The organism is Corynebacterium vitaeruminis (genome assembly GCF_001054325.1).
Taxonomy (GTDB): domain Bacteria; phylum Actinomycetota; class Actinomycetes; order Mycobacteriales; family Mycobacteriaceae; genus Corynebacterium; species Corynebacterium vitaeruminis_A.
Genome location: NZ_JVVM01000020.1, coordinates 102,527 through 120,413 on the forward strand (window position 1 = coordinate 102,527; position 17,887 = coordinate 120,413).

A 17,887-nucleotide genomic window follows, 5' to 3' on the forward strand; every position below is an offset into this window, starting at 1 on the left:
GGACTAAAACTGGAAATCGGTGACTGCACCAGCGATGAGGATGAGAAGAAGCAAAACGATTAAGGCAAGTAGGACCTTCGAGTGCCTCGACCGATGCATGCTAACTCAGCTCCCTACTGCGAAATATTTACGGACGACCCAACTCTAGCCCGTTGGGCAAATTTCCTAATACTTTAAGACATACCTTAGGGCAGCGATAGCGACCCAACACTTAAAGGGGTTGTCTCAGCTCAATTCTTCTGGCCTCCCAGTGAGCTACCTGCAGGCCACTACCGCATCGGCGAGCTCTCGCTGTCCGCTCCTCGACGCTCCTGCGAACGCTTCCGCCGGCGCACCGACCACTGCCACAGGCGGCCACTAACAACGTCGATTGCGCCAACAAGTACGAAGGCGACAAACCCTCCGACCACCAGCAGAACTGCGCATAGCACGCTGACCTGCGCAAGCAGCGGCAACTGAATCAGCCACTGCCCTACCCTGTCGAATGCTTCTGCCATGGTTGTCAACCTACCCTGCCGGTGACCAGAATAACTAGCGGGCGGCGGTCGCGGGGCTCGTCGTAAAGCGCGGAGTTAGGCATCAGTGCCCAACAGACCGCGACGTTCGAGAAGCGGCTGGATGTCCTTGTCGCGGCCTCGGAAAGCGCGGTAGGCGGCCATGAAATCGATGGCACCGCCACGGGAGAGAATCTCTTCACGGAAGTGGCTGCCGCCGCTAATTGTGGCACCGCCGTTGTCGGTGAACCAACCGAAGCCATCAGCGTCGAGTACCTCTGCCCACAGGTAGGAGTAGTAGCCCGCCGAGTAACCGCCAGCGAAGATGTGGTTGAAGTAGCGGGAGCGGTAGCGCGGGGCCAGGTGCGGGATGTCGAGACCGAGCTCGGCGAGTGCTTCCGCTTCAAAAGCGTCGACGTCGGTGACCTTCGCCGCTTCCTCCTCGGTGAGGCTGTGCCACGCCAAATCGATCGCGCAAGCTGCGAGATATTCGACCGTTGCGAACCCCTCACCAGCAGTCCGGGCCTTCTTCACCGACTCGACCAGCTCTGCCGGAATCGGCTCACCAGTACGAACGTGAACGGCGTAGTTGGCCAGAATGGACGGCTCGAGAGCCCAGTTCTCGTTGATTTGAGAGGGGAATTCCACGAAGTCACGCGGGACGTTTGTACCCGAGAAGGTTGGGTACGTGACGTCGGAAAGCAGGCCGTGAAGGGCATGCCCAAACTCGTGGAAGGCGGTGGTGACCTCGTCGAGCGTCAGCAGCACCGGGGTGCCCGGTTCGGTTTCAGCAATGTTCATGACGTTGACCACGACCGGTAGGCGGCCGAGCAAGCGAGACTGATCCCTAAACGAGCTCATCCACGCGCCACCGCGCTTGGTCGGACGCGAGAAGTAGTCAGTGATAATCAGGCCGATGGTCTCGCCTCCGCCCTGGCGCACCTCCCACACGGTCGCGCCCGGCGCGTATCCCTGCAGGTCCTCACGCTTAACTACCTCGATGCCGTAGAGCTTGCGCGCAGCGTAGAACACGCCGTCTTCAATGACGCGGTGCAGCTCGAAGTAATTCTTTAGTTCCTCTGTATCGACCGCGAATTCCTCCGCTTTACGACGGCGCTCCCAGTACGGCCAGTCAGCGCCAGTAACCGTCTCATCGCCGGCCAGATCAGCGACCCGCTTGTACTCGCCCTCAGCATTGGCAACGGCAGCTGGCGCCAAATCTGCGATCAGCTTACGGGCAGCGTCGGCGGTGGCGGCCGTCTCCTTGGCAATGACGTAATCCGCATGCGTGTCGTAGCCGAGGAACCTAGCGCGGCGGGCACGCAGGCGTGCCATTTCCAGCACAATGTCGGAGTTGTCGAACTTGCCGGAGGCAGCACCCGCGCGACCCAGTGAGGCTTCGTAGAGCTTGGTGCGAGTAGCCGGATTATCCAGGTCAGCCAGCTGTGCAGGAGTTGACGGCAGATCCAGCGGAATAAGCCACGGCGCATCGGTGTCGGCCTTTTTCGCATAGGCGGCGAAGGACGCGATGGTGTCGTCGGAAAGTCCGGCGAGTTCCTCGCGGTCATAGATTTCCACGGCGCGCGCGACGGTGTCCTTCAGCAAGTTTTCGCCGAAAGCGGTGGAGAGCTCAGAGAGGCGGGAATTAATGCGGCTGAGCTCGGCCTTGTCCTCATCACTGAGGTCGGCGCCAGCGCGCTGGAAGTCTTCGCGGACCTTCTTCAGCAGCAGCTGTGCCTCTTCCGGGTTGGCGGCATCCTCCACGCTGTCGATCGCAGTGATGCGCTGCCACAGATCACTGCGCATACGAATCTGATCCAGGTGTGCTGTGAGCTGCGGGGCAATCTCGGCTTCAATTTCCATGCGGACATCGGTGGCGTCCGTACCAGCAACGTTGAAGAAATAAGCGGCGACGCGGTCCAGGTCCTGGCCGGCTTTCTCCATCGCCTCGATGGTGTTAACAAAGGTCGGTGCCTCCGACGACGTGGCGATGGCGTCAATCTCGCGCGCATGGCTGCGCATTGCTTCACCAAAGGCCTCGCGGACGTGGCTGTCATCGATTGCCGCAAAATCCGGCAATTCGCAGAACAATTCCGACGGTGTTAACAGTGGGTTTCGTGCATCATTGGTCATAGTGAATTCAACTGTAGCGTGCTCGAAAACGCGAGCGCGCCTACCGTCTGCAACAGACTCCCCGCCCTTCTGGCAGGCCCAACCGTGACGAGGAGGCGTTTTCCGCCATGACAGAGACGACTATTTCCGCTCCCTGCGGGCAGCTGACCGGCCGAATTCGCAATGGCGTGTTGCAAGTCTTCAATATCGACTACGCCGATGCCGCTCCGTTTGCCGCGTCGGCACCAGTGGCCGACGGCCCACAGTCGGGAACTCGGCGCTGTGAGCCCGAACGCGAATTAGTTCTCACCGTCACGGCACCGGCTGAGCCCGCGGGCGCTTCCTATCCCGTATTGCTGTGGATTCACGGTGGTAGCTACGAGTTCGGGCACCCCTCCGAGCCCTGGACGGACGCGACGGCTTTTGCGCAGGCAGGCATCGTCACCGTTTCGCTCGGATACCGCAAGGGGCTCGAGGGATTCTGGCGCGACAGTCAAACGGAGAACTACCGGGCCATTGATGATCTGTATCTGGGGCTGCAGTGGGCTCGTCGTAACGCACCTGCCTTCGGCGGCGATATCGACAACATCACGATCTCGGGGCAATCGGCGGGCGCGGCGCTGGCGCTCACCCTGGCCTCTGACGACCGCACACTCGGTCAGATCCAGCGCACCATTGCCATGTCGCCGGCCTTCTCGCTACTGTCAGGCTCGCGCCTCCGCCGCACGTTGGCGGGCATCGGTGTGGGACGTGCGCCATCCACCGATGTCTTTTCGCGTGCCGACGAACGCAGGGTCGCTCGAGCCCAGAAATTGGTGTCGGCATCCTCGCCAACGGATCCAGCAATTGGGCCTCGCTTTGACAGCTTTGCTCCCACACTGCCGACGATGGTGACCGCCACCAGTGAGGAGTTCTTCTCAGAACCTCCGGTTGTAGCGATGGACAAGTTGCCGATGCGGGAGTGGATGGCTCGGCGCTATGCCAAGGGGCATCGTGGCCACGGCGAATTTCCGACCAGCGCCTATGCCGAGCGTCCGATGGGAAATGTTATTTCTGACTCCGCGATTCGTTCTTACGCTGTCAAAGTTGCCGAGCGGTCCGTGGCGGCTGGGTTAGATGTGTGGGCGGCGCAGTTCGAACCGGGCGAAGGGCTGGGGTATGCCCCTGCTGGCCGCACCAGCGGCGCGCCCCATTGCATCGACATTGCACGCTTCTTTGGTGTGAAAGAGCCCAACCATCCCTTCCATCAAGTGGCAGTTGAGTTCATCCGCACAGGCACCTCACACATGCCGTGCTACAACGATGACCGCGCGGTGACGACCTTTGCTGGCGCTGACGCGAAGGCCGTCGAGGGCATCGCCGTTGATGCATGGGCGGCTCCACGACAGCTCTTCGGCGCGTGAGTCGCGCAGCATCTATTGCTCTGTTTGGCACCGTACTGGTTAGCGCATCGCGGCTCAGCGCCGCACTGGTTAGCTCAGCAACTTAGGCCTACAAATTAGGCTGGCAGCGACTGGAAGTACTGGTAAATCTCCACGCAGGACAAAATAGTAATAAGTGTGATGAGTACAGCGATAAGTTTCCTGCGGTCCATAGCCACCGTTCTTACCGAAACACCAGGCGAGAGGCAAGCTTTACCAATTGTGTTTAACTGTCAACCATGGAGCCACTTGATTTACTAGTCCCCGAAAACTCTGCGCTGCAGCCAGTCGACCCAGCGCTAGCGAAGGTAAAGCGAATCGGGCACGCCGCTCCCCTACTGGTTTTCACGATTGCAGCTGCCGTAGCCGCAGTGGCGTGGACTCCGTGGATGTGGTTGGGCGTCCTCTCCTGCTTGCTCTACTTCGCATTTATCTATTGGTTCATCGGCCGTAGAGTTCGTGCCCACCGATACCTCGAAGGCGACAACGACTTCATTGTTGCGTCCGGGCGCTGGTGGCGCTCGGTCACCGTCGTTCCTTACGGACGGATTCAGTTCATCGATATTGATGAAGGGCCTCTCCTCCGGCTATTTGGGTTGGCGACATTGAAGCTCAATACCGCATCGGCGAGCTCGGATGCGGCCGTCCACGGTTTGCCACGCGAGGAAGCCCTTGCCCTGCGCGCACGTCTATCTCAGCGTGCCCATGACCGGATGGCAGGTCTCTAAATGAGGCATAGAGTTCATCCACTATCCCCACTGCTCAAAAGCTTCACCACCATCGCTGCGGTGACTGCATTCGCAGTCGCAAATCAGTGGCAACTGGCCGTTGCGGTCGTGACTCAGCTCTACGACTGGGCATGGCTTGGCCTACTTATCGGCACCGGCGCGGTTGCCATAATCATTGGTCTGATTGCACTTTTCTCATGGCTTTCCTGGCGTTATACGTTCTACGAGCTCACCGGTGAGGAGGTCCGCTACGGCTCGGGTTGGCTGCTGCGCTCCCGGCGCACGGCACGGCTCGACCGCGTGCAAGCGGTGGACGTCAACCAACCGTTGTTAGCGCGCATTTTCGGTCTCGCCGAAATTGTCATCGAAACGGCCGGCGGCACCAATTCACATTTCACAATCAAGTATCTCACTCCCAAGCAGTGCGAGAAGTTCCGCGCTGACGTGTTAGGCGAGGTAGAAAAGCTGGACACCGAGCTGGCACATTCGCTTTACGACGGCGACAGCTCCACCGCGCCTCTAGACTCCGGCGCTCACGTGTCCTCCCGCATGCCTGACGCAAAAACTATCTTTGGCCCCGTCGATGTCGGACGACTGGTCGCATCTACGGCCATTGGTCCCGGACTTCTCGTTGGCATAGCTCTTATCCTCCTCGCCGTTGTCTCTGCGCTGTTTACCGACTTCATCGTGGAAATCCTCAGCGGAGTAACCATCACTACTTTGATTGTGATTGGCAGTTTCGCTGTCGGCCTTTTCGGAGTACTAAATCAGTCGTGGGATTTCACGCTGAAGGTGTCGTCGGAAAGCAGGCGCCTGGCGATTACCGCCGGGCTGTTGTCGACACGCGCTCAGACTATTCCCATTGATCGCATTCATGGTATTAAAGTGGTGCAGCCGCTGTGGTGGCGCCCGTGGAAGTGGTCCCGCGCAGATGTCTCGGTGGCGGGTTATGGACTGGACAGTACGCAATCAAATAGCACGTTGGTTCCGGTGGCGCCGACGACGGAGACGGACTCGATTGTCGATTACCTGATGGCTGAGATTGCGGGACCGGCAGCGGCCGATGACCTGTTGGGCTCTTGGCAGACTCCACGTTCGGCATGGTGGCTCAGCCCCATTGACTGGAAGTTCCAGAAGGTCACTGCCACACGGCGAGGCCTGTTGGTGACTAAGGGGCGGTTCTGGCACACGCAGTTCATTGTTCCCTGGCAGCGTATTCAGGGGCATACGCTAACCATTTCTCCGCTGAAGAAAGCGGCGGGAGTGGCAAACGTGCGAATCGACATGGTCCCAGGAACTGTCACACCGGTGGCAGCGGAGTTGGCGCTGGCAGATGCGTACCAGCTCGCCGCAGTGATTCAGGAACACAAGGTTGTCTAGTGTGCTTGCCTCAGCGTGCCTGCCGAGTGCGGTCGGTTAGCACCACCGATAACTCTCGCTGCGGGCTAGTGGCATAGTCATTACGCTGGGATGCATGACTATCGCCAAGAAAGATTACGAGTGGTACCGCAGCGCGGTGTTCTACGAGGTGCTCGTCCGAGCCTTCTTTGACTCCGACAACAACGGCTCCGGCGACCTCAAAGGGCTGACGGAAAAGCTCGATTATCTGCAATGGCTGGGTGTCGACTGCCTCTGGCTGCCGCCTTTCTACGACTCCCCGCTGCGCGACGGCGGTTACGATATCCGCGACTTCCGCGCCGTTCTCGACGAGTTTGGCACGGTCGAGGATTTCAAGGTGCTTCTCGACGAGGCCCATGCGCGCGGTATCCGCGTTATTACTGACCTGGTGATGAACCACACCTCCGATAGCCATGAGTGGTTCCAACAGTCGCGCACTGACCCCGATGGCCCCTACGGCGACTTTTATGTCTGGACCGATGACCCGGACACCTACTCGGGCGCGCGCATTATTTTCGTGGATACCGAGGATTCCAACTGGACCTACGACCCGGTGCGTGGCCAGTACTACTGGCACCGCTTCTTCTCCCACCAGCCAGATCTGAACTATGACAATCCGGCGGTGCAGGAAGCAATGCTCGATGTGCTGCGCTTCTGGTCGGATCTCGGCATTGATGGCTTCCGCCTCGACGCTGTTCCCTACCTCTTTGAACGCGAGGGTACTAACTGCGAGAACCTGCCCGAGACCCACACTTTTCTGAAGCGCTGCCGCAAGGTCATGGATGAGGAATACCCGGGTCGCGTCCTGCTGGCGGAGGCCAACCAGTGGCCCTCCGATGTGGTGGAATACTTCGGCGACCCGGAGGTCGGTGGCGACGAATGCCACATGGCTTTCCACTTCCCGCTTATGCCTCGCATTTTCATGGCGGTGCGCAAGCAGTCCCGCTTCCCCATCTCGGAGATCCTGGAGTCCACGCCAGAGATTCCGTCTTCGGCTCAGTGGGGCATCTTCCTGCGCAACCACGACGAGCTGACGCTGGAAATGGTCACTGATGCTGAACGCGATTACATGTATGCCGAGTATGCGCATGATCCACGGATGAAGGCCAACATCGGCATTCGCCGTCGTCTAGCGCCGTTGCTGCAAAATGACCGCACTCAGCTCGAGCTTTTCAATGCCTTGCTGCTATCCCTGCCGGGTTCGCCGGTGCTCTACTATGGGGACGAAATTGGCATGGGCGATAACATCTGGCTCGGTGACCGCGATGGCGTGCGCACACCGATGCAGTGGTCGCCCGATCGCAACGCCGGGTTTTCCAAGGCCGACCCGGGTCGGCTCTACCTGCCGACCATTCAGGATGCGACCTACGGCTACCAGGCTGTCAATGTCGAAAACCAGGCGAGCTACTCCAATTCGCTGCTGAATTGGGTGCGTCGTCTGATTCAGGTGCGCAAGCGCTATGAGGCTTTTGGTCTCGGCGATTTCCGCGAGCTGAATAGTGATACCGCCTCTGTTCTGACCTATCTGCGCACATACGGCGATGAAGTGCTGCTGTGTGTCAACAACCTGTCCTCTTACCCCGCGGCCGTCTCGCTGGATCTGTCCGAGTTCTCCGGTGCCACACCGGTAGAGCTGACGGGTTCGGTGCCTTTCCCCACGATTGGCACTGATTCCTACCAAATCACACTTCCTGGCCACGGTTTCTACTGGTTCGAAATTCAGCTCCCGCCGGAGACAAACGCCGAACCGAGTGCCTCCATGTCCGCGCCGACAATTCCGGTCGCACAGGCTATTTCGGACGCGCCAGTGACGTCCTCCCGCGAGAACTGTGCTGCCGCCGATGCCGATGCCTCCACCGACGCCGATAATGAAGACTGACAAATAGAGCCTGCCGCCCCAAAGAAAAACAGCTGACGCAACCGAGCAACGACCTGACTATCCACACTCAATCGCACAGCCGAACAGTGATTTTTAAGTCCCGAAAGGCGAATGAACTGAAATGACTATTCCCACCGCCGATTTCATTGCCGAAGAGTTGACAGACACGCTGGTCAAAATGCGCTTTTTCGCAGATAAGGCCTCTGACATCGACCACGTCGAAATCCTCTCTCTCGATCCCGTACTGCGTGACAATCCGGCCGGTCCCGATGTCGACATCGCGCTCGTAAAGGTACACACCGATCATTCCGCACCGACCTATCAGCTGCCCATCGCCTGGGCAGAGGATGTCCCCGACGGCCACGAGCAGTCATTGCTCGTTCGCGCCGAGGGAATCGTCGGCTACGACGCTCTGATCGATTCGGACGCCATCACGGCACTCGGCAAGAAGCTTTTCGACGACGGGAAGCTCGGTCGCATGGAACTGCGTCGTGTGCCGGGCTCTGAGCAAACCCGACCGGAATCCGGACGCCCAATGGGAGTCGAGCAGTCGAATACCTCAGTCATTTTCGATGACCGCGTGATGTGCAAGTTCTTCCGTCGCCTCTACCCCGGCACCAATGCCGATGTGGAGTTGCTGGCCGCACTCGCCCAAGCGGACTGCAAGTTCGTCCCTGAGCTCTACTCCTGGGTGGAGACCACCATTGGCGAAGACGCCTACACCACCGCCATGCTGCAGGAATTCGCCCCGAATTCGGTCGACGGTTGGGAACTGGCTCTTGGCGCAGTGCGCGATGCCATCCGTGACAACCAGACCCCATTGGAGGACTTGGGCACCGACTTCGCTTCCGAAGCCCGCGCACTCGGCGAAGCAGTGGCCTCGGTTCACAGCAGTCTTGCCGCCGCAGTCGCGGTGAAGGAACGTCTCGCTGGTGCGGAGTTGGTGGCTCCCCTGCGAGCTCGCCTGGACTTCGTCGCTAGCGTGGTGCCAGAGATTGCCGAGGTCAAGGACAAGGCGCAGGAGGTATTCGATCGCGCAGAGGCTGCGATACCGGAAGGTGGCGCCGTCGTCCAGCGAATCCACGGTGATCTGCACTTGGGGCAGGTATTGCGCACGCCGAGCTCTTGGCGCTTGATTGACTTCGAAGGCGAGCCGTCGCGCCCGTGGGAGGAGCGCCGTCTGCCGGATCACCGCCTGCGCGATATCGCCGGCATGATTCGCTCCTTCGATTACGCCGCGCACTACCCGCTGCTGACCGGACGTGAAGACACCGAGGCAGCGACCGAGCGTGTTGAGCAATGGGCTCGCCGCAATATCGATGCCTTCTTGGAAGGCTATGGTGACACCAGCGACCCGGCGCTGTTGGAAGCATTTGTGCTGGATAAGGCCATCTATGAGTGCCTGTACGAAGCCCAGAACCGCCCCAACTGGCTGCCGCTGCCGCTTGGTGCTGTGCGCTCGCTGTTAGGATAGGGCTTTTGTCGCAGTAATTTCATAGCGGGGAGTCATCACCCCGCAAGATAGAGGTCTTTCGTGCGTCTGCTCAGCAGAATCCTATCCACCACGCGAGTGCTCTGGCCTTTCTATATCGGGGTCATCATCTGTTCGCTGGCCACCGCCGCCGCATCGTTGATTAGCCCTTTCCTCATCCGCGATGCCACCGATGCTATCGTCGGCGCGGTGTCCAGTGACGAGGGCCTGAGCCAAGCGGCCATGTCCGACACTACCCGCACCGTAATCTGGCTGGTCATCGGACTGCTAATCGCTGATCTGACGCAGACCATCGTGCACAACATCGGTGGTTACCTGGGCGATGTGATGACTGCGCGCATGCGCGAGATTCTGTCGACCCGCTACTACGCAAAGCTGCTGTCGCTGCCGCAACGCTATTTCGACAGCCAGGTCACCGGCACAATTATCGCCCGCCTGGAACGCTCGATTACCAATATCACGCAGTTCCTCCAGGCCTTTTCCAACAACTTCTTCCCGATGTTGTTGACCGTCGGCGCCGTGCTGGGCATCACTGCCTGGTACTACTGGCCACTCGCTGTGCTGCTGATTATCGTTTTCCCGGTCTACACGCTGCTGACCGCATTGACGTCGAGACGCTGGCAGAAGATCGAAGCTAAGAAGAACGAACAGATTGACATCGCTGGCGGCCGTTTTGCCGAGGTCATCGGCCAGGTCAAGGTTGTCCGCTCCTTCACTGCGGAGCTGCGCGAGATTGCTTTCTTTGGTTCCCGCTTCCGCCGCACCATCTCCCTGACCCACGAGCAGTCAACGTGGTGGCACCGCATGGATGCCCTGCGTGGTGGCATTTTGAACGTCATCTTCGCAGGTATCTACCTGCTGCTTTTCCTTCGCACCTTGTCGGGTGAGTTCTCCATCGGCACCATGGTCATGCTCATTCAGTTGATTAATATGGCGCGCCAACCGGTGACCATGATGAGTTTCCTGGTCGACGCAGCCCAGCGTGCCGTCGCCGGTTCGCGCGATTACTTCAAGGTCATGGAACTCACCCCAGAAGCCCGCACGCAGCCGGAACTCCTCAGTGCGGCGACCGCGAATAACGGCAACGTCGACCCCACCGCCAATGGTTCCACCTCAGCCGCTGAGACCAACGACAGCGCCTACCAACTCGCCTTGAGCCGCGCGGCCGAACAGAAGGCTGCCGGCGCTCCCATTGTCGACTTCGATGCGGTGGACTTCGCCTACGAAAAAGACAAGCCGGTGCTCTCCAATGTCAGCTTCCAGGCGTACTCCGGCCAGAAGATTGCCCTGGTCGGCGAGTCCGGCGGTGGCAAGTCCACCATTGTCAACCTGCTACTCGGCTTCTATGCGCCGACCGCGGGCCACCTGAGCGTCCTGGGTTCGGATGTCTCCGAGGTTTCCGGTTCGACTCTGCGCGCCGGCTCTGCCGTCGTGTTCCAGGACTCCTCGCTGTTCTCCGGCACGATTCGGGAGAACATTGCCTACGGCAAACCCACCGCTACCGACGAAGAAATCATCGCCGCGGCCAAGAAGGCCAACGCCGACGACTTTATTCGCAGCTTCGCCGACGGCTACGACACCACTATCGGTGAGCGAGGGTTGAAGCTCTCGGGTGGTCAGAAGCAGCGCATCGCTATTGCACGCGCAATTTTGAAGGACGCTCCCCTGCTGATTCTCGACGAAGCTACCTCCGCGCTGGACACCAAGGCCGAACGCGAAGTTCAGCGGGGCCTGGACAAGCTGATGGAGGGACGCACCACGGTTATCATTGCCCACCGTCTGTCCACGATTTCCGATGTCGACACCATCGTCACTCTGCGTGATGGTCACGTCGACGAGGTGGGTGCGCCCGCCGAATTGGCGCAGACCGACGGCATCTACGCCGAGCTACTGCGTCTGACGGCCTCAGCCTCGGCGGCGGACCGTCTGCGCCTGAAGAAGTACGGCATCAAGGGGTAGCGCGCCGTCGTCAAGCATGCAGAAAAAGCTTGACGACGAGCCCCTCTGCGATTGCTTACGGGCGGGGAACGATGTAGCGGCCAGCGCCTGGGACGATTTCCACCGTGACCGGCATCGGGAACATGAGGTCGCCGTCAGCGTAGGCATTCATCTGACGCGGCGAGCCAATGTATTCCACATAGGCCTTCTTAGCGCGGTAGGTGCTGACCTCACCGATCTTTTCAACGGTGCCGTCGAACACGGACTTGAAGGCCAGGGCTGCCTTGATTCGTCCGGCCTTGCCGATGACAGTGATGTCCATCAGGCCGTCGGAGTGGTCTGCGGACGGGCAAATCTTCATACCGCCACCGTAGGAGCGGGTATTACCGAAAGCGGCCAGCGTAATGGGGTCTTCGAGAACTCGATCATCATCCAGCGTGATGCGGAAAGGCAGGGAGTGGAAGGCCAAGAACTCGCGGACGATGGCCAGGTTGTAGCGGTTGCGACCGTGTGGCCAGGTCATCTGATTGACACGGTCGGAGACAATGGAGTCGAAACCGGCACACATAATGGTGCCGAACCAGCGCTGCTCCCCGGATGCATTGGTAATGCGGCCAAGGTCAGTGGTGGTCCAGAAGCCATCGGCGATGACGTGAGCGGCATCGCGGGAATTTACGCGCGGCAAATTGTATTCGCGGCCGTGGTCGTTTCCGGTGCCTGCGGGGATAATGCCGAGCGGGATCCCTGTCTGCGCTTGCTCCTGCAGCGCGAGGTTGATCATGCCGTCGCCCCCACAGACTGCCAGGGCGTCAATTCGACCGGCGGCGATGACCTCACGAATGAGCTTGCGGGCATCATCAGGGTTAGCACCTTGAAGAGCGATGACGTCGATGCCGCGGTCTGCGAACACCCGACTTGCCCGAGCTGAGGCAATCTGCGAGGCGCCATGACCAGCATGAGGGTTAGTGACCAGAGCAAGGGTACGAATCTCAGCTGTCCCCAGAGGATAGGTGAGGTCCTTGTCGTTAGCGTTCATCGAAGAAATACCTACTTTTACGTGGGCTTTTGGCCGGTCAATACTGATCGTTATGCGTTTTTGTTACCGCATCTAACTAAAGCCTACCAAGATTGATTGACATTTTTTGAGAAAACGTAACGTAATGTCGCTATGATAAAAGAGGTCGCAGCACCGATGCCCCAAGGAGAAGCTCAGAATGTCTAACAAGCTCACGATTCCATACCGCATGCGCTGGTGGGGCTGGGGCGTTGACGGTAACGACAAGCCAATCACCACGGCCAGCGAGAAACTCCTGCAACGCGAAATCGGTATGTCGCTGGACGCACACAACCCGCCGCCCAACATCGCCGACGTCACCATCCCCAGTAGCCGTCTCAGCACCGAAGATATCGAGGCTCTGGAAGCTATTGTCGGCGCGGATGCCGTCGCCACCGACCACGACACCCGCGTCAAACACGCGGTCGGCCGGTCCTACCCCGACCTGGCCCGCCTCCGTGCAGCCAAACTCGATGTCGCCCCGGATGCTGTCGTGCTGCCGAAGACTGAAAAGCATATCGAGGACCTATTCAAGGTATGCGCTGAACGCAAGATCGCAATCGTCCCCTTCGGTGGCGGCACCTCGGTCGTCGGCGGCGTAGAGGCTGTTGATGGAGGTATGGGCAAGGCCATCGCAGTAGCCATGACCGCCTTCGACAAAATCATCGAGATTGACAAGGTCGCTGGCACCGTCACCGCCCAGACCGGCGTATTCGGCCCCGACCTGGAAAAGGAGCTGTCCAAAGCCGGCTTCACCGCCGGCCACTTCCCGCAGTCCTTCGAGTACTCCACTGTCGGCGGTTGGGTTTCCTGCCGCTCGGCAGGCCAAGAATCCTCTGGCTACGGTCGTATCGACCGCAACGTAATTGGCATGCGCGTCGTCACGCCAGCTGGCACCATGGAGTTCCGCGACATGCCGTCGTCGGCATCCGGCCCAAACCCGCGTGAGCTTTTCCTAGGGTCGGAGGGCACCCTGGGCATCATCACGCATGTGACGATTGCCCTAAATCAGCGTCCACAAAAGGAGATGCTCTTCGACACCTACTTCTTCAACTCCTTTGAGGAAGCCGCCGAGGAGCTGCGCAAGTTGGAGCAGAGCGGAAATATCCCGCACCTAGCGCGCATCTCCGACGAAAAGGAGACGCTGTTTGGCCTCACTCAGCTGGGCTCCGCCAGCATGTCCGAGAAGGTCACAAAGTACCTGAAGCTGCGCGGCATCGATACCCCGTGCATGGTGATTTTTGGCTTCGCCCAGACTGATCCGGTCGGCGCCCGCGTCACCCGTGAGCGACTGGCCGCTCGCCTGCTGGCTAAGAAGTGCGTCCGCATGGGCTCCATCCCGGGCATGGCCTGGGTCAACCACCGCTTCTCCTCGCCGTACCTACGCGATGTCATGATGACCCGCCGAGTCGGTGTCGACACCCTGGAGACCGCTACTACCTGGGACAACGCCGACACACTGCGCCGGGAAATCGCCTCCTCGATGGAAGCCGCTGGCAAGAAGCATGGCACCCCGGTGTACGTCTTCTGCCATATCTCGCACATGTATGAATCCGGCTGCTCACTGTACTTCACGTACTTCTTCCGCGAGACCGAAGGCGAGATTCTCCAGCAGTGGATGGACATCAAGACCGCGGCGTCAGAGGCCATGATGAACTTCGGCGGCACCATCACGCACCACCATGGCATTGGCCAGGATCACAGCCCGCAGTACTACGAGGAGAACACCGAGTTGTTCGCCAAGGTTATGCGTGCCATTAAGGCCGAACTCGACCCGGCTGGCATCCTCAACCCGGGCAAGCTGGCTACCGGTCCGCGCTCCCTGGAAGAGCGTTACGACGGCAACATGATCTAACCCTGTTGCCGCCATCTGCAGCCCAACAGCCATTTTCTGCCAAACATGGAAAGTCCGGCATGCCTAGCCACTAGCAGCGACTAGTGCGCCAGACTGACCAGTTCACTAGCGTAGATTTCCGGCGACGTTGGACCGTCATAAATAAATAGTGAAACGTAATCGTCAAGGGTAAAAGATTCAAGTGCTGCGGTCATTGTCGCTGTCGCTTCTTCCTGAGTTTCCAAGCAAGAATGCTTTGGATGGTGGGGATGGTCGGATTAATCGGTGCGATTTCGTCCGTGCGACCGCAAACAGTGTGGCGTTTTACATGCCTAAGCGTGCTTTTCTAATTACGACCTGTCTGAGGTGGCACGGACTGGAGACAGCAGCAACACATCTGCAGCGATGGTGCAATAGCAGCGAAAGCTCGGTTCATGGACTCAGAGCGGTTGGACGCTGGGTGCATAGCCATCGAGGTGTCTCCTTCCTTGTAATCCTTGGAACTGATTCGCAGCTAAGAAAGATTTCTTGAATCAATATCCGTGCCGGTCGTTGATAATGAACAACTTAGTCTATTTCTAAGCGCCCTGCAATGGGTTACGCCCGAAATAGTTCGAAATCACTACACCCCTCCATAACTTCATCACTTACGCCAGATAGTTTCACCACCATCATCGTCTTCGGGAAAGTCGAGGAAGAAAGACTATGACTGCCACGCACGCTCCTCAGCGCGATCGCTCCGCTGCGGTTTTGAACAAGGCTCGTCGGCAAGCGGACTTGGATCGTCTACGCGAAGATACCGCTAAGGGCGCGATCCCTGATCTGCTGGTCATCGGCGCGGGTATCACAGGTGTCGGCATCGCTTTGGATGCGGCTTCGCGGGGTCTCAATACCGTGCTCGTCGAAACGAAGGACCTAGCTTTCGGCACTTCTCGTTGGTCATCGAAGCTAGCCCACGGCGGCCTGCGCTACCTTGCGAGCGGCAATGTCGGTATCGCTCGCCGCTCAGCTATCGAGCGTGGCGCACTGCTCGATGTCACCGCACCGCACCTGGCACATAACCTGCCGCAGGTCGTGCCGGTGATGGACAGTTTCGCGCCACTGACCCGAATTCTGCCGCGTTTAGGCTTTTTGGCCGGTGACTTCCTGCGCATTATCGCTGGTACCTCTGCCACTACCCTGCCGTTATCCCGCACTGTCGGTCCTCGCCGAGTCAGTCAACTATCACCGACCGTCCGCGAACGCGACGTAAAGTTCGGCTACGTCAACTACGACGGTCAACTGCGTGACGACGCCCGCCTGGTCACCGCTATCGCTCGAACGGCCGCTAGCTACGGGGCAACTATTTTGACCCGCGTACGCTGCGAGAACGCCTCTGGCACGAGCGCCACACTAGTCGACGAGCTCACTGGCGATTCCTTCGAAATGCCGGCTCGCGCTGTCGTCAATGCCACTGGTGTGTGGGCCGCAGAACTGGCGACAAACATCAAGATTCGCCCGTCCCGCGGCACCCATCTGGTTCTCGACGCCGCGAAACTGGGCAACCCTACCGGTTCGCTCACGGTACCGGTGCCCGGCCACACCAACCGTTTCTGCTTTGTCCTGCCCGCAGAACACAACCGCGTCTATATCGGGCTGACCGATGAGGATGCACCCGGCCCAATCCCCGACGAGCCGGAAGTACCGGAGGATGACATCGATTTTCTGCTCGATGTCATCAACCAAGCACTCGCGGTTCCGCTCACCCGCGACGACGTCATCGGCGCTTTCGCCGGCCTGCGCCCGCTCATCGACGCCGGCGAGGCCCATACCGCTGACCTTTCCCGCGAACACGCCCTGCTGGTGGGCCCGACCGGCCTAATTTCCATTACTGGTGGCAAACTCACCGAGTACCGCCTGATGGCTGAGCAGACCGTGGACAAGGTCGCGGAGAAGCTCGGAGTTTCCCTCGCTCCGTGTTCCACCCGCACCATCCCTGTGCTGGGCTCCGAGCCGAAGGAACTCGACCGCGCCCGCACCGCTGCCGCTGCAGGCCGCATCCCAATGCCGCTGTTTAATCGCTACGGCGCTGAGTCCTTCGAGGTCATCGAGTCCTGCCCGCTCGACCGACCACTCGACCCGGTGGCGGAGGGCCTCGATGTGACCCGTGCCGAGTTCGCCTGGCATGTGACCCACGAGGGTGCTCTCAGCGTCGACGATATTCTCGATCGCCGCACACGCCTCGGGCTGGTCAAGGCTGATCGCGACGCTGCCCTGCCAGCTGCTGAGGAGGCACTGCAGCTGGCCTAGTTCTGGTCGTTGCTGTGGCCGCTCCGGTCGTGGTCGTAGCTACTAAATAAAGCGGGGAGTCTTCGGACTGCCCGTTTTTCTGTATACACGGAAACTATGAGTGTAAATAACGCTGTCACTTTCCCTTCCCTCGATGAACTCCGCAACCGTGGAACAGTCAAGTGGACCGCGTACTCCCCGGACGTGCTGCCACTGTGGGTCGCCGAATCCGATGCCACCACCTGCCCTGCGGTCAGTGCCGCTATCCACGAGGCCTGTGAGCGCGAACAGTTCGGATACCTCTCACAGGACATCTCCGCGCTTACCACCGCAACTGCGGACTTCTCTGCAGCACGCTACGGCTGGCGCCCGAACCCTGACAACATCTTTGCCGTCGCGGACGTCGTCCGCGGTGTCACGCTCGCAGTGGAACGCTTCACCCGCCCCGATTCCGCGATTGTCGTCCCCACGCCCGCCTACATGCCGTTCTTTCAGGTGGGTCCCGCGCTCGGACGAGAGACCGTGTGCATTCCCACGCTTGCCGACGGCCCGGATCTCGGCGCCCTCGAACGTGCCTTTGCCGACGGTGCAGGTTGCCTGATCTTGTGTAACCCGAACAACCCGCTCGGTTTTACCTACTCCGCTGACAAACTGCGTGAGATTACCGATTTGGCCGCTCGCTTTGGCGCGCGTGTTATCTCAGACGAGATTCATGGCCCAGTTGTTCTAGATGGCACTCATACTCCGACCGCGTCGGTGTCGGATACTGCGGCAGCCGTGACTATCGCGGTGACTGCTACCTCGAAGGGCTGGAATACCGCTGGCCTAAAGTGTGCACAGATCATCTTTAACGACGAAGATGCCAAAACCTGGCGGAAGCTGCCCTTCATTGTGCGCGAAGGCGCCTCAATTCTCGGAGTCGCCGCTGCCACTGCTGCCTACCGCGACGGTGTGCCCTGGCTGGATAACTTTGTCGACGTCCTGCGCACCAACCGTGAGACTCTGCGAACGCGTTTGTCCACTATTGCGCCGCAGGCTCGCTTTAACCCACCGCAGGCCTCATTCTTGGCGTGGTTGGACTTGGGTGACGTGCCCGGCATTGACAAGGGTGACCCAGCTGCGTGGCTGATGGAAAACGCCAAAATAGCACTCAACCCCGGCTTCGCATTCGGCGAAGGCGGGGCTGGTCATGTGCGGCTTAACTTTGCGACCTCCCCGGAGATTCTCGGTGAGGCCCTGGACCGGTTTGACGCGGCCCTGCGCTTTTAG

The 17,887-nt window shown here is 59.6% G+C and carries 12 protein-coding genes; 9 read left to right on the forward strand and 3 right to left on the reverse strand.

All coding sequences use genetic code 11. The features are described from left to right. Nucleotides 1-269: 269 nt before the first annotated feature. Both ADA16_RS04685 and ADA16_RS04690 read right to left on the reverse strand, forming a co-directional pair. On the reverse strand, nt 270-497 hold the full coding sequence (locus ADA16_RS04685; protein WP_048759621.1) for a hypothetical protein: 228 nt from the start codon (nt 495-497) through the stop codon (nt 270-272). A gap of 75 nt (nt 498-572) precedes the next feature. Beyond that, nucleotides 573-2,627, reverse strand: a complete 2,055-nt coding sequence (locus tag ADA16_RS04690; protein WP_048759623.1) for a M3 family metallopeptidase — start codon at nt 2,625-2,627, stop codon at nt 573-575. A gap of 107 nt (nt 2,628-2,734) precedes the next feature. On the opposite strand from ADA16_RS04690, the gene ADA16_RS04695 reads away from it, so the two are divergent. The 6 genes from ADA16_RS04695 (at nt 2,735) to ADA16_RS04720 (ending at nt 11,483) form a co-directional block, all read left to right on the forward strand. Continuing rightward, entirely contained in the window at nt 2,735-4,009 is a 1,275-nt protein-coding gene (locus ADA16_RS04695) for a carboxylesterase family protein (protein ID WP_048759625.1), read from the forward strand. A gap of 257 nt (nt 4,010-4,266) precedes the next feature. Next, nucleotides 4,267-4,755, forward strand: coding sequence for a PH domain-containing protein (locus ADA16_RS04700; RefSeq protein ID WP_048759626.1), 489 nt, complete (start codon nt 4,267-4,269; stop codon nt 4,753-4,755). A gap of 60 nt (nt 4,756-4,815) precedes the next feature. Next, nucleotides 4,816-6,135, forward strand: a complete 1,320-nt coding sequence (locus ADA16_RS04705; protein ID WP_161797586.1) for a PH domain-containing protein — start codon at nt 4,816-4,818, stop codon at nt 6,133-6,135. 94 nt (nt 6,136-6,229) lie between these two features. Further along, complete coding sequence (gene treS, locus ADA16_RS04710) at nt 6,230-8,032, forward strand: maltose alpha-D-glucosyltransferase (protein WP_048759630.1); 1,803 nt, start codon at nt 6,230-6,232, stop codon at nt 8,030-8,032. 121 nt (nt 8,033-8,153) lie between these two features. Then, on the forward strand, nt 8,154-9,506 hold the full coding sequence (locus ADA16_RS04715; protein ID WP_048759632.1) for a maltokinase N-terminal cap-like domain-containing protein: 1,353 nt from the start codon (nt 8,154-8,156) through the stop codon (nt 9,504-9,506). 60 nt (nt 9,507-9,566) lie between these two features. After that, complete coding sequence (locus tag ADA16_RS04720; protein ID WP_048759634.1) at nt 9,567-11,483, forward strand: ABC transporter ATP-binding protein; 1,917 nt, start codon at nt 9,567-9,569, stop codon at nt 11,481-11,483. Between the two features lie 55 nt (nt 11,484-11,538). Here ADA16_RS04720 and ADA16_RS04725 read toward each other — a convergent pair whose 3' ends face one another. Further along, nucleotides 11,539-12,498 (reverse strand): diacylglycerol kinase, encoded by a 960-nt coding sequence (locus ADA16_RS04725; RefSeq protein ID WP_048759637.1) that lies wholly within the window; start codon nt 12,496-12,498, stop codon nt 11,539-11,541. A gap of 178 nt (nt 12,499-12,676) precedes the next feature. Between ADA16_RS04725 and ADA16_RS04730 the strand changes: the two genes are divergently transcribed. From ADA16_RS04730 to ADA16_RS04740, 3 genes are all read left to right on the forward strand, one after another. After that, complete coding sequence (locus ADA16_RS04730) at nt 12,677-14,371, forward strand: FAD-binding oxidoreductase (RefSeq protein WP_048759640.1); 1,695 nt, start codon at nt 12,677-12,679, stop codon at nt 14,369-14,371. Nucleotides 14,372-15,055: 684 nt separating this feature from the next. Further along, on the forward strand, nt 15,056-16,639 hold the full coding sequence (locus ADA16_RS04735) for a glycerol-3-phosphate dehydrogenase/oxidase (RefSeq protein WP_048759642.1): 1,584 nt from the start codon (nt 15,056-15,058) through the stop codon (nt 16,637-16,639). A 96-nt stretch (nt 16,640-16,735) separates the two neighbouring features. After that, nucleotides 16,736-17,887 carry a MalY/PatB family protein gene (locus ADA16_RS04740; RefSeq protein WP_048759644.1) on the forward strand — a complete coding sequence of 384 codons (1,152 nt, stop codon included), beginning with the start codon at nt 16,736-16,738 and terminating at the stop codon, nt 17,885-17,887.